This window comes from Quyinboa mangrovi (assembly GCF_042219825.1).
In the GTDB taxonomy this organism is placed as follows: domain Bacteria; phylum Bacteroidota; class Bacteroidia; order Bacteroidales; family UBA5342; genus JBHJHP01.
Genome location: NZ_JBHJHQ010000003.1, coordinates 686,457 through 703,652, shown reverse-complemented (window position 1 = coordinate 703,652; position 17,196 = coordinate 686,457). Strand labels below are relative to the sequence as shown.

8 protein-coding genes are annotated in these 17,196 nt (G+C 39.9%); all 8 read right to left on the bottom strand.

All coding sequences use genetic code 11. From position 1 onward, the window contains the following. A partial coding sequence (locus ACE1ET_RS08820) for a hypothetical protein (RefSeq protein ID WP_375728021.1) occupies nucleotides 1-3,743 on the bottom strand: 3,743 nt, incomplete at its 3' end. 22 nt (nucleotides 3,744-3,765) lie between these two features. Further along, a complete protein-coding gene (locus ACE1ET_RS08815; protein WP_375728020.1) occupies nucleotides 3,766-6,609 on the bottom strand; it encodes a hypothetical protein in 2,844 nt (947 codons plus the stop codon). 25 nt (nucleotides 6,610-6,634) lie between these two features. Further along, nucleotides 6,635-8,953, bottom strand: coding sequence for a hypothetical protein (locus ACE1ET_RS08810; RefSeq protein ID WP_375728019.1), 2,319 nt, complete (start codon nucleotides 8,951-8,953; stop codon nucleotides 6,635-6,637). 22 nt (nucleotides 8,954-8,975) lie between these two features. Beyond that, a complete protein-coding gene (locus ACE1ET_RS08805; protein ID WP_375728018.1) occupies nucleotides 8,976-11,024 on the bottom strand; it encodes a hypothetical protein in 2,049 nt (682 codons plus the stop codon). Between the two features lie 32 nt (nucleotides 11,025-11,056). Next, nucleotides 11,057-11,950: a hypothetical protein gene (locus ACE1ET_RS08800; protein ID WP_375728017.1), complete on the bottom strand. Its 894-nt coding sequence runs from the start codon at nucleotides 11,948-11,950 to the stop codon at nucleotides 11,057-11,059. Nucleotides 11,951-11,970: 20 nt separating this feature from the next. Continuing rightward, nucleotides 11,971-14,748, bottom strand: a complete 2,778-nt coding sequence (locus tag ACE1ET_RS08795) for an OmpA family protein (protein ID WP_375728016.1) — start codon at nucleotides 14,746-14,748, stop codon at nucleotides 11,971-11,973. 11 nt (nucleotides 14,749-14,759) lie between these two features. Beyond that, nucleotides 14,760-15,695, bottom strand: coding sequence for a PorP/SprF family type IX secretion system membrane protein (locus ACE1ET_RS08790; RefSeq protein ID WP_375728015.1), 936 nt, complete (start codon nucleotides 15,693-15,695; stop codon nucleotides 14,760-14,762). Between the two features lie 4 nt (nucleotides 15,696-15,699). Next, the gene (locus tag ACE1ET_RS08785) at nucleotides 15,700-16,998 is read right to left on the bottom strand and encodes a T9SS type B sorting domain-containing protein (protein ID WP_375728014.1); all 1,299 of its coding nucleotides are present in this window, start codon (nucleotides 16,996-16,998) and stop codon (nucleotides 15,700-15,702) included. Between the last annotated feature and the right edge of the window lie 198 nt (nucleotides 16,999-17,196).

The following is a 17,196-nucleotide window of genomic DNA, read 5'->3' as shown; positions in this document are numbered from 1 at the left end:
GCACTGATGTAGGATGCATAGTTGATCACAGAATCACTGTTTACTTTAATAGCTGCATCTAAAAGATCATCTGCATTGACCAGACTGGTTGCGCCACTGATGTAGTTAGCTGTTCCATTGGCTGTATAAGTGCCGTCTGCTCCAAGACCGGCTCCTGTTTGGGTCGCATTAAGTTCTGTCTGAAGCGCTGTACTGTCCACATCTAACTGTGCTTCAAAATAGGAGCTATCTGCAGCTATCTTAGCAAGTAATCCGGCAGATCCGGCATTAATAAGTCCTTCAAAGTAGCTACTGTCAACATCCATTTGAGCTTCGTAATACAAACTGTCTGTCGAAAGTTTTGTATATAAAAGTGCACGCTGTAATGCTAATTTCGTTTCGGCGGCAACAGAATCGGAATAAACCTTATCCCATATCGCAGTACTGTCGGCATTTATTTTTGTCAGAAGATCTGAATTTCCGGAAGTAATTAAGCCTGCTAAATATGCACTGTCAATATCCATCTGATTTTCAAAATAGATACTATCCTGATCCATCATGGTTTCAAAATACAAACTGTCTCCGGTAAGTTTTGCGAATAACAGTGCACGCTGTGCAGTAAGTACTGCAACAGTAGCAAGAGAATCCGAATATATTTTATCCCAGATGGCAGTACTGTCATCATCCAAAGCGGACTCAAAATATATACTATCAGAAGCCATTTTTGAAAGCAGTGTTGAATTACCAGAAGCAAGCTGACCTTCAAAATAAATGCTATCCTGATCCATCATGGTTTCAAAATACAAACTGTCTCCGGTAAGTTTTGCGAATAATAGTGCACGCTGTGCAGTTAATACTGCGACTGTCGCAAGGGAATCCGAATATATTTTATCCCAGATAGCAGTGCTGTCATCATCCAGAGCTGACTCAAAATAAATGCTGTCAGCCTTTACTTTATCCAGGATAGATGTATTTACAGCATTTGCTGCACCATAGACTTTCTCAATTGCCCGCTGAACATTGGTTGCGTCCAGACCTATTGTATCCTGGAATCCTGTATAAATAGCAGAGTCTGTCTGTGCCACCCAGTTAAAACCGTCCCAGGTCAACTGCTGGTTTGATGTTGCTCCAAGCTGATTGATATCAACACCGGATATTGAACGATCACTGATTTTAGCAGATGTAATTGCATTATCTTTAATACTTACCTGGTCGTTCACCACTTCAAGCGTTACGCCATCGGTAGAAACATATACTGAATCGTTACCGGTATTCTTTTTCAGACCGGCACCTGCAATTCCTGCATCAATTTTTGCAGCGGTAATACCATCATCAGCAATATCAAGAGCTGTAATAGTTCCGTTCTTAATGTCTGTTGATGTGACAGAACCATCAATTATACGTACACTATCAACTGCATCTGCAGCTAATTTTGCTTTTGTAACCGCACCATTTGAAATACTCAGTAGTCCGTTATGGTCTATTGTGGCATCACCACTTAATGGCTGAGCCTGTGCCAGATCTGATGCATTACCAATCAATATATTTGCAGAGTCTAAAGTAATATTGTTTGGATTAACAGACAGTGCGCTGGCATTCATCCATTCAAAACCTCCCAGACCATCAGAACTTAAAACCTGACCATCCGTTCCGTTTCCAAGAGAACCAGATGTGGCTTTCATATTTGATGCTCTTACTGCCCCATTCATTAATCGAACAGTATCATCAATAATTGTCAGCGTAGAATCATCCACGTTAAGTTGAATGCTTACATCGCCACCTTCCCCATTGCCTGTTACTTTTAAACCATCTGCGACAAGGTCGTTAACCGATCTTACATAATTTCCTGTGGTATTCGTTCCCAATTCAACTGCATCGGCTGTAATTTCAGTTGCTCCGGAATTTCCTATTACAACATCACCGGATAATTTAACTGCCTGCCAGTTTGAACCGTCATAGACAAGAATTGTACTATCACCGGCACCCGTGTAATCTGTCACATCGCCAAAATTATCGAGTGTGGTTGTACTTAAAAGATCACCAATTGTTTTCCATGATCTTGCTCCGGTACTTGTTGAAGTAAGAACTTCACCGTTGGTCACAGGATTTCCCAGTGCATCTTCTTTAGAATTAATTTCGGCCTGAGCCAGAGGCATATCATTAATATCAACATTTACAATGCCCTGCTGTCCATTTACAGAAATTACGTTACCAAAGGAAATAGGCACCCAAAGATCACCTGATACAGACAGTGTGTCTACATGTTGTCCATATTCCAGCGTATCGTTCAATCCATCCTGATAACCGATAAACATGTAAGACGTACTGTTAGTGGTATCAATTGCAATATCACCTCGATAAATAATCGTATCCAGGTTCACATCCAGAACACGGATCTGATACAAGTCAGAAACCACATAAGTAGTGTTGATTGAAAGTGATGGAATAACTGCGCTGCTTATTTTACCAGATGCATAAATAACCGGATAATCAGCAAGTGTATCCTGCATTTTTCCTGCACTCCACCACTGTGAGTATGATGAACTGTTATCATTTAACCTTAATAACAAGGAATCGTTAATTTGTTTTTTAACGGTATAAAAGTTTGCAGCATCTGCACTATCCAGCGGATTTGCAACATTTACAATTTTATTACCGTTCATGTCAACCGTTGCATTGGCTGCTGCCAGATCTGCAATTGAAATGTTAGCCTGATCCAGTTTGGCCAAATCAACAGCATTATTTTCAATAGTGAAAACTGCTGAATCACCATTCACAACTGAAAGCCCCATGTCACCTCCAACAACCATCTGGGTAGCTTTGGAACTGCTACCAACAAAAATACTGTCATTTCCAAGATTAAGGTTATCAGGATTAACCGACAAACTGCTTGAATTTAACCACTGGAAGTTTCCTGAACCATCAGAGGAAAGAACCTGACCGGCAGATCCATTGGTTAATGAAGCACCTAGATTTGAACGTAGTTTTTCAGTCTGAATACTACCGTTATTAATAGTTATACTATCATTTTTAAATACAATGGTATTACTGTCAACTGCAACTTTAAGATTATGAAGATTATCGAATAACAAACCTGAACCTGCAACAGCATTATTTAATTTGGCACCTGTTACAGCATTGGTTTCAATTTTATTTGTAGTTACAGCAAAATTCTGAATGGCAGTATCTGCTATTGCATTTGCTGCAATCAAGGTATCAACGATACTGGCTCTGTCAACATTGGAAAGATCTTTTAGCGCATAATCTCCACCTGATCCACCGCCCAGATTTACCCAGTGTGTTGAAGGCAGAGGCTGTCCCACATAATTGGATAACCCAACGAAATCGGCGGTACAGATATAAAGGTTATTCTCGTGGACTGCCAGAAAACCCTTTTTATATGGGAGATAGTTCCGGTATACGGTTGTGGAAATCACTTCCTGCCAGATATCATCGGTTGGATCTTCCGGATCCAGTCCAAGACTAACCAAAACATAGGTTTTTCCTTCATCAAGAATAACCACAATCATTCCAACCTCACGTTTTGATTTATGTAAACCTGCCATATCAGACCCGTCATTTAACTGGGCCCAACTGTCCAAAACATGATAACCCCCTTTAATGTGATCCTGATCTACAATAGGGAATGTTGAGGATGACGGCTTCAAATAGTTTTGAAACACAAACTGTGCACTGGCGGTGCCTGCGCCAATGAACAGTAAACTTAAAACAATAAAAATCTTTCCTAATGCTTTTGCTTTCATAATCTTAAAGCTATCGTTATTCTTATTTTTCTACTACACGGAAGATTGGTGCTGCAGTACTGGAGAAAGCCGTAGTACTGTATACCAACCAATAGTTTTTAGTTAAAGATCCTACAGTATAGGTTACCGGTTTTGCTACCAGACCTGACTGATCAACCCAGTATTTATTTAAATCATCCCACTGATGAAGTTCAACCGAACCCGTTGTTCTGGGAATAGCAATACATGCATATACATCACCTGATGTTGTTGTTGAAAATGCAACTCCATCACCAACAGATGCCCCGGAAGCAATACCTGCATTCGGTTGCGATCCTTCCCAGTCCTTATTCAACACGTTGCCTCTTGAAGGAGCATCCGGGAAGAATGCTGACAGATCAACCGCTGTTCCGCTGGCCATCGCATCAATTGCCTGTTTCTGGGTCAGATAAATATATCCCCAGAAATGCCTGTCAGTAATAATATATTGTCTGTTCACATTTGTATTCACGTTTGAACCAAACACTTCACTGCCAACCCTTAAGTCATAGCGGTAAGTATAAGTACCCTGGCCTGCAGGTGCGGTAATTGTATGGTTGTATGTACCTGTTGCAGAAGTTGAACCGGTTGCATAGGTAGCACTTGAAGGAAGCTCCTGAACCAACGTAATAGATGTAACCGTATCTTCCTGCGTATTTATACTCCATGAGAAAACCGGAGCCTTATCTGTTCCGTCACCTTCTACAGTAATTGGTCCGTTACCTCCATTAATTCTGAAATATGAAATTGTTAAAGGATCCGCATTTTTAAGCAGAACCGGGAATGTTAATGTATTTACGTTTGGATAATCATCCGTTACGGTTAATGTAAATGTATAATTGTTATCCACAGTAGCCAAAGGTGCTCCAAAATCTGCCTTATTTACAGTAAAGGATCCGGTAATATTTGCATTGGCATTATTAATATTATCCGTTTGATTATAAGTACCCGGAGCTGAGATTAAATTTACTGTCGCAATATTGGTCGTTGTAATATTTGCGTCCAGAGCACTCCGGTTGTCAATATCGTAATTCAATGCCAGTGTAAAAGCACTGTTTTTCCAGGTTGCATAAGGAATCTGCAATGTAGGACTAATGGTTTCAGTTAACGCACCGTTGGGATCTCCGCCCGGAGCTGTTTCATAAGAGCGGTAGGTTGCATCGTATCTGAAATCATTAATCTGTGGTTCCGGAACCGGGAAGAAAACCTTCTTCAGAAAATCGACCACATTGTCTGCATTCAGATCCTGACCTGAAACACCAGACCAACCAGCACGTGTAATTGGGTTAAGTCCGTCAGGAAATGCAGAAGCATTGTTCTTAACATAACCTGCTGTAACCAATGTATTATCCTGAACCGAATCAGCAACTGTATCCCCTGTTTTGGCAATACTGAATATGGTATCACTATCCATGTACAAGGTATCGATCTCCGCACGGTCAGCAACAAGGGTATCAGCTTTTAATTCTGTTATATAAGCCGTATCGGCCATGATTGTATCCAGATTGGCCTGGTTAATATAGGCCACATTAGCCCGTAATGTATCTGTAGTTGTACTGCCGGAAAGTTTGGCTATTTCTGTATCTACATATGTTTTTACAGCCAACTGTGTAGAAAGGCTGTCATCGCTTGCTGCTATTCCACCAAGATTAACATCCGTAGAAATTCCCGTAATGGTATCGCCGCTTAATGTTAACTGCTGAACCGAAAGTGTGTCTGCAACAACGGTTCCATCAGGATTAATAACCATGGCTGTGTCGCCATTAACGGTAAATACAAGAGAATCATTTTCGTTAACTACAATCTTTGTTGCACTGTTAACCGGATTTTCAATGGAATTCTGGCTCAGGTTACTAAACTGATCGTTCACGTAAACCATAACCGAATCTATCCGGTTCTGAACTGCAAATTCCGTAATCAAAGCTGTAGAATCAGATGAAGTAAATAATGTATCGTTCGAAACAGATCCTACCCAGTATCCGTTTAGGGTAAAATAATTTACACTTACCTTATTAATAGCAGCAGTATCTATTGTTGAATATAATGCAATCAATGTATCCACATTAATTGAATCAGAAACCAGTGTATTATTTAATAAGCGGGAAATAAATGCTGTATCCGCCGTAAGTGTATCCACACTCAGATTAGAGATATTGGCATTAGTACTCAGATTAGCCAACTCGTTCTGAACATATGTTTTAATTGCCAGTTGCGTAACAAGACTGTCATTACTTGCATTGGCAAATGTTTCGTCTGTAGAAATTCCAAGAATCTGAACACCGGATAAATTCAGATAATCGGCATACAATGAATCTGTTTTAACTTTATCCATCAGGAATAAAGTATCACCTGTATTGGAGTATATTGTATCGATGAATGATGTGGAGATGAAAATAGTATCGATACCAGGTCCGTTTGGATCTTTTAAACCCAGTGAAACTTCAACCCAAGGAGTAAGGCTGTATTTGCTCATAAACTGACTTACCATATGAACAGAATATTCATCATAGGTATTCCAGATTTTACCACCGTCACTGTAATCAACCGGATCTTCTGAAGGCAGGAACATATATGTTTTTGTCTGGTCCCCGGCCTGAATATCATCGGCGTCAATTACTACAACCATTAAACCTCTTTTTGTCCGGTTCATGAAAATTGAATCCCTTTGTTCCAGGTTATCAACCATCATAAAACCCCCTTTCAGTTCATTCACATCAACCAAACCAAAAGTACCTCCCGGGCTCATCGACTGCGACAGCTTAATCTGGCCATTCGATAAGGCCGGCAAAAAGACTAACCCTATAAAGAGCAGAAATTTTGTTATTAATCCGGTTTTAAAAGTTTTCATCTCCAAAATATTTTTATTTCAACTATTAATTTTCAATTATTCTTGCCTGTACTGTTCCGCCATCACTGGTATTTGCAGTTCCTGAATTGATATAAACAACATAATATGAAACAGTTGCACCATTTGTTGTTATGTCGTATACAACCTGCCCGGTTGTAACATCACTCCAAACACCCAGGTCGTATGTTTGTATTTTATAAGATTTTCCTGTTGACTCTTTGGATACAGGTAAGGCAAAGCACAAATAGGCGGTTTCTCCGATTCCGTTTGCTAAAGTCACACCATTTGCGGTTTTAAACTGGTAATCCATCAAACAGCTTGCATTTGAAAATCCCGCTATTGTTGCCCCCTGGTTCGTAATATCCAGTCTCTGAGCATTGGTAATATATCCCACATAACCTCTGTCGGCCAGTTGAATAGTTGGTGAGAGTTGTTCTGTACTAAGCGTAGCATAAATATCTCCCTGAACCTGAACACCAAGCTGAACAACGCTAAGGTTTGTATTTGCAACATCAAAGGTTACTGTTCTGGCAACACTGTTTCCGGTAACTGTCAAACCAGTTTCATTTGATGGCGCCGTAATTCCACCGTAAGGTGTATAGATAACATCCGTTACTGTTTCATCTCTTGCGTCAACATTATAGGTTACGGTAAATGTCTGAGTTGCCCCATTACGTTCTATTAAATATGGATTGCTGCCTTCAGATGAAGGATGCGTAACGACCACATTATTCTGAACTAAAGATTGCAGAGCAGCGCTTGTAATCAGTGTCCAACCAATTGAACTCATATTCGGATAGGCATCATATACTTTTACTTCAAGATCGTTAGTACTGGCACCAGTCGCATTCACATTTAAATCTGCCTTGTTAAGCGTTAAAGTTCCTGCATTGATTGAATTCATGTTTCCAACCGCAACAACACCCTGTCTTGAACCATTTAGCAACCAAACGATACTATCAATCTGAGTATCATCACTTTCATCATTCACACTCCTGTTATACACATCATAACCTAAGGTATATGTTGCAGCACCGTTCCAGTTACTGTAAGGTACGGTTGCTGTTCCTACATGGTTTGTAACTACTTTTGAAACTGCATCTTCTGTCTGATACGAGTAATATGCATTGTTGCTTTCACCATCAATTCCAAAGAACTGAATTAAAGGAGAAGAAACCGGGAAGAATAGTTTTTTAAGAAAATCTTCCAGATTATCCACATTCATCTGTGCTCCTGTAACACCATCCCAACCTGCACGCGTAATAGTTTTGGTTCCGAATGCAAAATTGATATTGTTACCACCCTCAACAATCATGCTGTCTACCGTTGCCAGTGAAGTCACCGCTTTGGCTGAATCTGCTTCATTAGCAAATGTTTCGCCTTTATCTGCAACAGCATTTAAAGAATCTCCATTAATAATAAGGTTTGAATTATTGAATGTAACATTGCGGTTCTGATCCACAACAATTGCAGTATCGTTTGCGACGCGTACGATGACAGAATCTCCATCGGTTACTTTTACCATGGATTCGCCATCCTGTGTATCTTCGATTAAATTCTGGCTCAACGATGAAAACTGTCCGTTCACATATGCCAGAACAGAGTCTATCCTTGTCTGAACCGAATATTCTGTTATCAGTTTCGTAGAATCTGCACCACTCAGCGTTGAATCATTTGATATATCTGTAATATATCTGTTATTCAAAGTAAAATAGTTAATCGCCAATCCATTAATAAATGCGGTATCAACGACAATAGTATCAAACACACCGAACTCTTTCAGGTCGGTCATCAACGAATCCACATACAGAGAAACGGCTAACTGAGACGGGAAAAGAGAATCCGTGGCATTGGCAAAACTAGGATCAGTACTATATCCCTTAATGGTATCTCCATCAAAAATCAAAGCTTTGACAGATACGGTATCTATCTGGCTTACACCGGCAACCGGACGGATACTTACTTCCACCCAGTTTTCAGGAGCAACCACGTCATTCTGATTAGCGGCAGGAATATCAAATGGCGATGTGTAATTCCATGTTCCGGCTGCGGGGATGAACATGTAAGAACGTGTATCAATTCCATTGGCTTCAATGCCATCGTAGTCATAAACGATAACTACCATACCTTTCTTTACAAACTGCACGTCAATATTGAGTAATGCATTGTAGTCAGCTACCTGCATGAAACCTCCGTAAAGATTATTTACGTCGATAAGACCCCACGAGTCCCCGGGTTGTAACTGGTCAGGCATTACCACCTGCGCATTTCCGTTTAAAGAAAACAGGATGACGAATATGGCTGTAAATAACCGCAGCTTATTCTTTAAATTCATTTGTTTCATGATCGTCATTCGTTTATGATTATTATTGTAATTTAACTTTGATGTTACCTCCGTTTGCAACAGAAGCCTTGTAAACACAGACCCAGTACCAAGATCCGTTTCCTCCACCTGATGGAATTAACTTTACAAAATAGGTATTGACGTTTCCGTTGATATACCAGGTACCTGCAGCTTCGTAAAAAGGCGTGGGTGCTGCAAACGTTGTTGGTGCCGGTTGAGCGCCATCCACATAGGTAGGAATAGCCCAGGCAAAAAATCCTGAACCACCTGTTCCGTTCGATAATGTAATACCATCTACCGTTTCGTAGTATTGCGCATCATTCAATCTTTTATCCTGCAAGGCTTCAACCTGTGCTTCAGTTGGCATAATGTCTGAAGGTAAAAATCCAGCGTAACTTGCATCCATTAACTGGTAGTATAATGTGTTGTTAAACGGGCTGTAATCATTTGCTACGGCACCACGGGCACGAACACTGTAACGAAATGCTGTAAGGTGATCATTGGGAATAACCAGATTAGCACGTTGTGTTGTTACGTTTGTCCCTGCAATATTAGCCGGAGTGGCGCCGGCTGGTCCTCCGTTCGTCTGGAATTCTACATCAGTAATCTGACCGGCATCATCCCTTGCGTTAAAGGTCCAGTATAAATCGAGATTAATATCAGCACCTGTACGTTCTATTAAATAAGGTGTAGCTACAACACCGGTTCCTTCTGAAGTCGTATATCTTGCTGTTGCACCAATTGCTGTTACTTCTGCAGTATTAATCAAAACACCGAGTGCCGGCTGGAATGCAACATTAAGGATCAACGGAACCGCATTTGGATATGCATCATAAACAGTGAGTGTTAATGGATTAGAACTCACATTATCCGTATCCACAACAAAAGCGGTCCTGTCAAGATTAAATGAACCGGTAATACTGGCATCGAGTACGCCATGTGCATTTTGTGCCAAACGCGTAGATCCGTTGTAGATTACCACACTGTCAATAGGAGTATCTTCGCTACTATCTGTCGGACGCACACTTCTGTTTTCAATCTCGTAATTAAAATCGAACGCATTAACGCTCCAGTTTGAGAACGGAACATTAATGGTTCCGACAACATCGGTTAACAATCCCTGAGCATCTTCATTCTGGTAAGAATAGTTGCCAGCAGTAACCACTCCATTGTAATTGTATGATAAAATTTTAGGACTGGTTACCGGAAAGAAAATCTTCTTAAGGAAATCCTCCAGATTATTTACATCCATAGACTGTCCTGTAACACCTGGTAAACCGGTACGTGTTACAGGTTTGGTTCCGTAAAGGAATGCAACTTCGTTACCACCTTCCTTAATGGCCTTATGTGTATATCCTACAGAACTTAACGTCGTACTATTCAGTGTATCACCCTCTGTCCAGTCAGTTATTACGGCTATATCGGCAGCAGTATCCTGACCTAAAAACAATGTATCTGATAAGTATAAATTGCTCCATCTAGCAAGTGCTGAACCTAAATCCAGCGTATCAGTCTGGTTCGGAGTCAAATCCTGATTAATCGCAACATCCTCAAGATTTCCAAGATTTTTTAATGCAAAATCCAGATCGGTTGAATCCAGACCTCCAAGGTTTGCCCACGATGCTTTCCAGTTGGCATCCACCAATGGTTCAACATCCGCAACCGTATCTTTTGCAATAAACAGGTTTCCGTTGTGCAAAATAGGTTGTCCCGGAATATAGTTTACCCCGGCCTGCCAGCTTGTGATGATAAACACCTCACGCCAGGTATCAGCCTGATAATACTGAAAGAATCTGGAATTACCCGTTCCATCAGTTACTACCACAACCATTCCTTCCTCCCTGAAATTTGGCAAAACAAGAGAATTCAAAGTGTCGTTTACTTCTGTGGCAGATAAACCGTCTAAATCTATCTTAAGCGTTTGTAAACCACCTTTCGCCTCATTCACATAAATTACAGGCAAATCACTCCACGATTGCTTACGGAGCGTTGTATTCAAATAGGTTTCCTGAGCGATAGTTGCGAATGTCGTCAGGAGAAAAAGGAGCAATAATACGCTACATTTTTTCATGATATACTTATTTCATTAATCTTCTAAATTCTTTACTTTACTGCTGTTAATACCAGATCGGGTCCTGTATACGTAGATGGAATCCTTACATATAAAGACCACGCCTGATACTGTACGCCGTCAATCACTACTAACTGTTTTGATATCCCATCAAATACAGCGTTACCGTTCAGATAAAACTCTGGTCTTCCCCAGACGGATGGGAAAGCAAGTACGTAATATCCGTCATAAGGTTTTGCTATGGCATAGCCGGAACCACTGAAATTATCGGAACCGGTTGCAACTTCTTTATCTGTGCTAAAATCTGCCGGAGTCAGTGTATTAGCACCATCATCCTGAAACCAGTAAACAGCATAACCTGAAACTCTTGGACGAATTGTAACTCCAACCCAGGTATCAGCAACCCCGTCACCGTTTGTGTCTGACCAGACAAATGTTTCCCGGTATCCTTCACCGTTATCTTCCACCACAGTAACATCACCATTATTATCACCGCTGGCATTGAGCTGACTGATAGAATCCACCATTTCAGCTCTGGGCAGTCGTGATTCAAGCGTATCAATCAATAAGGTTCCTAAACTATCCAGTGATTCTTCCAGGCGAATTCGCAGAGTATCCATCTGACTGGTTAAAAGAACGATGTCCCTGTTGGCACTCATCTTTTCCCATTCCGCACCGTTATAAAAAAAGTATGTGCTGTCCGTGGTATCAAAAACCAGCAAACTCAAAGCAGATTCATCAGGATTGATGGCCAGACGCTCTTCGGTTGTCATTCTTGGAACCAGTAAACCACTGTTTGTAGAGTAAATTTCCAGCTTTGCATACTTATTGGGAGTTCCTTCCTTTTTCCCGATTAAAACACCTTCCTGACCGAAAGCAGTTAATACAGGTAGTAATGCAAACAATATAAAAACCAGCCGTTTCATATATCTTCTTTTTCTGTTATTCAATTATTAATAGGAATTATCAGTCTGGATCTTGCTTTAACTGGCTCACCATCCTTCAGTTTATTGATGCGTTTCAATTCATCCGCACTCACATTAAATTTGTCGGAAATAACCTGAACATCCACGTCTTTAGGTACGTAATACAGCGTTTTAACCCTTACATCAAATACCATGTCTTTTAATGCTTCGTTATGCTGTTTCACGAAAATCACTTCCTTATTCAACAGGTAATCCCTGTTTCCTAAATGGTTCATCTGTTTTAGAGCAGATGTATCCAGATTATGATTAATGGCAACCCTGAATAAACCCTCGTTGTTTTTCACGCGGTACAGGTAATCCACTTCCGGATGCTGTTCCAGATACAGATCAATAAGGTTAGTTATCAATTCTTCCTGCGGTTTACCAGTTATTTTGAACCGCACTTTTAACCCATTGTTTGGCTCAGCCCACCGCGCTTTCAGATCCACTCTTCGGTTTTCAAGACCTTTTGCAATGTCATATGTTTTTACCGTCGGGAAGTATTTACCATTGGCTTCCAGCAAAATACTTTCGTCAGATAAACCGAGCGTTTCTGTCATGAATTCATACGCCTGATAAGCGCGGTATGCGGAAATTACGAGGTTATAGGATTCATTACCTCTTAGGCCGGCATTACCCGAAATTACAAGTTTCATTGCCTTTTTAGCCTTAAGGTATTCTGCCACCATCATCAGGTTTTGTTTGGCTTCTTCAGACAAGCTGCTGCTGTTCAGATCGAAATACAGGCTTGCAAAACCAGAGGCTTCTGTTGGTGTAATTTCTTTGCCAAAATAGACAGACGCATCAGCCGTTACAATCGTTTTATCATCGTTTAATGCTACTGCATCATTCGGTAACGATACAGGCTTACCATCCGCACCCAATATCGGGTATCCTTTATTGTCAAGCAATGTATGACCATCACTGCCAATTGTGTAAGTACCTTCAGAAAGTATTATCGGATTACCGTTGGCATCATTAACAGGTTTTCCTGTTTCGTCAAGCAGAACTACATTTCCGGCATTAATATAAGCGGGATTAATAACAGCATCGAAATAATCTGAAACATCATCAGTAATAAGATTTCCATCCTCATTATATGCCACGGCACCTTCGAATGTTCTGATCGGTTTTCCATCATATCCAATTATCTTATTACCTTTCGTGTCAACTACAGTTTTTCCGTCTTCATCCAATTTATAGATTCCACTTGGTACTATTAACGGGAAACCGCTTTCATCAAGTAACGGCTCTCCGTTTCCATCAAGTAAAACGAACAGTTTGGAAGCACCAGCAACATTAGTTTCTGAACCATTATCAGAGGTATTATCCTTTACTCTATCTTTAAGCAAACTGCCTTCTGATGCAATGAGTTGCCTTTGTTCATCCGTCAGCTTTTTACCGGGAGGCAACAGACTGATTTTAAAAGAAAGAGCTTCGCCCGAAACATCTTCGTGCTTTACATTCATGGCAAGGTTGCCCATCGACATGTCCCTGTCAGAGAAAAACAACATTTGTTCCGGATTATTCCGGTTCCCAACAATGCAATAATCATCGCTATTTGAATTAATAGGCTGCAGGAGGTTTCTGGGAATCTTATCTTTTGACTTTATATCAACCCAGTAAATATCGTAACCTCCAAAACCAAGCAGACCGTTAGATGAATAAATCATAACGGTATCGTTTTGCATATATGGAAATATTTCATTTTCAGCGGTATTGATGGTTGGCCCAAGGTTTACCGGTTGTTTGAAATTGCTACCGGATCCCTCTGCATAATAAATATCATATCCACCATAACCTCCCGGATTATTCGAGACGAAATAAATCCCCTTCCCATCCGACGAAAATGTTGGTTGCATAGTATTAAACTCTTCGGAGTTAAAATTAACGGGCCCCTGATCGATCCATTCGTTGCCAACCTTTTTGGCATAATAGATCATATACCTGTCATTACCCTTTTTATATTCATTGCGGGTATAATACATTTGCGTGTTATCCTTATTAAAGGTTAAAGCACCTTCGTTTTCCAACGAAGCAATATCTTTTGAAAATAACTTTCTGTTTTCAAACTTATCGTCAAGAGATGCAATATACAGGTCGGTATTGGTTCTCTCATAATCCTGAAGGATCTGGTTATATTCAGAAGCTTCTTCCTCAAGGCGGCTCGGTTTTTTATAATTAGTATAGGAAGCGAACACAAGACTGTCGTTATAAAAAGCAGCACCAAAACGTGGCACATCTAATACAAGTTTGTTTGAACCCAACGCAACATCAACAATAGAGTCCCCACCAAGTGAAGAAGAATAATTATAAAGGTTATCAACAGACCAGGAAGCTTTTTCTTTAATCCGGTCCAGGATTACAGGATATTTAGTATCCTCAAGGTTCTTTTCAGCTTTGTCGATGAAAGCTATTGATTCATCGTAACGGCCACTGTTAAAAAGATAGGCGGCGTAATCCACAATAACTTTGGTTGGAATATCATTCATATTCCTGCTATCCAGTACTTTCTCATAACATAGCATTGCACTGTCCTGAAGATCCTCTGCATCATATATATTACCTTTTACAAGATAGTAATCAGTAATATACGACTCCGAATTTTCAAGGTTAACCTGGTCAAGTAAAGCTTTGGCTTTGTATATATTTCCTTTTTCAACATACTTCTGCGCACGCTGTACATATTTTTCCTGAGCCTGTACAGCAGTCAGTAATAAAAATATGTAAAGAAAAAAAGTAAAAGATTTCTTTCCCATGCTACTTAAGATTAAAATTCATTAAATCGTTTTTTTCTACTGTTCATATAGCGGTATTTACTGAATCCTCGGTATTCCAGCCTGAACTCAAAACTACCATATGTATAGCGTTTTAATTGCGATAACTGAATATCATAACTCATACCGATACGCAAAGTCTCCGATAATTTGACATCCATAATAATTGACTGGGATTCCAGATAACGGTGACTTGTCCCAACCCAGAATAAATCTTTGTACATCAGGTATAACCCAAGCTCTCCTATGTTACGATCACGGTATAACCATTTATACATTAAGGTCTCCTTCAGGTACCAATCCACAGCAAAACGTTGAGTAAAACCGGTCATCAGGTAGCTCCCCTGATAAAAATCCTGGGCAACAAACTTATTCTGGTTGATCATCATAAACGAACTGATACCTGCATAGAACTTGGGATTATAATATATGATACCGGTTCCGAAAGTCGGATTAAAAAAGCTGTACTGATCAATCGCCTCATATCCCATTCCTCCAAGACTGGTGGCATCAATATCGTAATAGGTAATCAACTTGTCCCTGTCGAAAAAGCTGTATTCTCCTCCTGCCTGTAATCCAAAAGCAAGGAAATCAGTTTCATTTACCCTTAAATCCACGTTGAACGTAGCAGCCAGGTTACTCAGGTTCATGTTACCAGAACTTACATTGATTCCCTGTATTCCCAATCCAAGTTTATAGTTATTCAAAGGAGTATAAGCAGTAAAACCCATTGTTTTAGGAGCACCATCCATTCCTGCCCACTGAGAGCGATACATCATCTTTCCGGAAAGTGATCCTTCAAATGCCGAATATGCAGGATTTACAAACTCAAGTGTCTTAAACACCTGAGTAAATTGCAGGGGAGTCTGTGCAAATGCACCTACCAGGCTACATAAAATTATTGATATGGTTAATAGTCGTTTCTTCATTACACTAGTAGACTCTTTTCACGTCGATAAACGACTGAATGACCCCCGGCTTTCCGTTTCGTGTAAATTTAAAGATGTAGTAATACGTTCCATCCTTAAATTCTTTCATGTCGAGATCGTTGTTGTAAGGTTTTGCGTTAAATATTTCCCTACCCATAGCATTATAAACTATGAGTTCTGTACTTTCATATCGTTCTATAGAAGGAATGATAAATCTTGTTTCCCTGTCTCCTCCGGGAGAAATAAAATTGATGAGTTTGGTTATATCGGCTACAGCGATTGTATAATACCCCATTTTATTAGTTCCAAACAGCTGTGTGGAATCTGATTCAGCAAGTCTTGGAAGTGAACCCGGAATTGCAAATTTTCCCTCTAAGGACCAGTCATCTTCATAGCCCTGTGGATTACTATTGTATACCAAACCAAACATGTTGGTTTCAAACTGCGGTTTTTCAATATAATCAAAAATAAACCCGGTAATATCCATGGTCCCTGATGAAGGATTTACATCGCCTGCAATTTTCCATGCACCGGTTTGGTTCAATGCATTAAAGTTATAAAGCGCCTGCTGAATATTAACCTTGCCGGTTAATGGAACCAAATCGTTAAAGGTTACATCAAGGTATTCAATACCTTCCATATTATTTGTAATCCTGACAGGGAAATAGGTATTAGCGAGTCCAACCGGAAAATGGTAACCCGTGCCGGAAGCTATATGTCTTCTGAGATTACCTTCAATATAGGACTGGTTAGCCATGCTGGCAAAATTTGCGACACGCACAGCATTACTGTCTTTGCTGCTTATTTCAATATAGTTATCTTCACCGGTTACGACATGTCCCGATTCCAGCGATAAGCGATTTTGAACGTTCAGATTGCTTTCCAGAAAAAGATTTGAACCTTCAGTCTTATTCAACCATAAATTGAAAAAAGCATTTTCAAAATCTCCCCCAGTATAAAAATCGGCATTACCATTAAAGTAATAATTGCCATTACCAGTAAAGAAATTATCTGATGAATAGTTATATACGGATTGATAGCCGTCATTAATATCAAAAACCAATGATCCCTGATTTTCAATCACGGCACCATTAATTCCAGTTAATGACCCATGGGTAGTAACCTGCTCCAGTGTGTCAATAAAAACCCTGACATCACCATAAATGATAATATCTGAAGATTCCTGATTAACATTGGTCTGAGAAAAAGTATTAACTGAAAGAAGTAACGTCAAAAGCATCCCAATCAATACGACCTTTCTGTACCCACTGAATATGTAAAATCTGCGCGTAAAATTTTGCATACAACAAATTTCAATTCTCAAATTTCAGTGGCCAACAAACAAACTGTAAACATTTGTTAAAAATGCTCAAGGGCAAAAATATAACTATTTTACGTATTAAATGTTATTTTTTTGTTAAAATTTTAAATTTTGTGATTTTTTTGTTAATCCTGCGTTAACGTGTTTTTGTGTTTTAGTTAATAAAACTTTCGGAAAGTA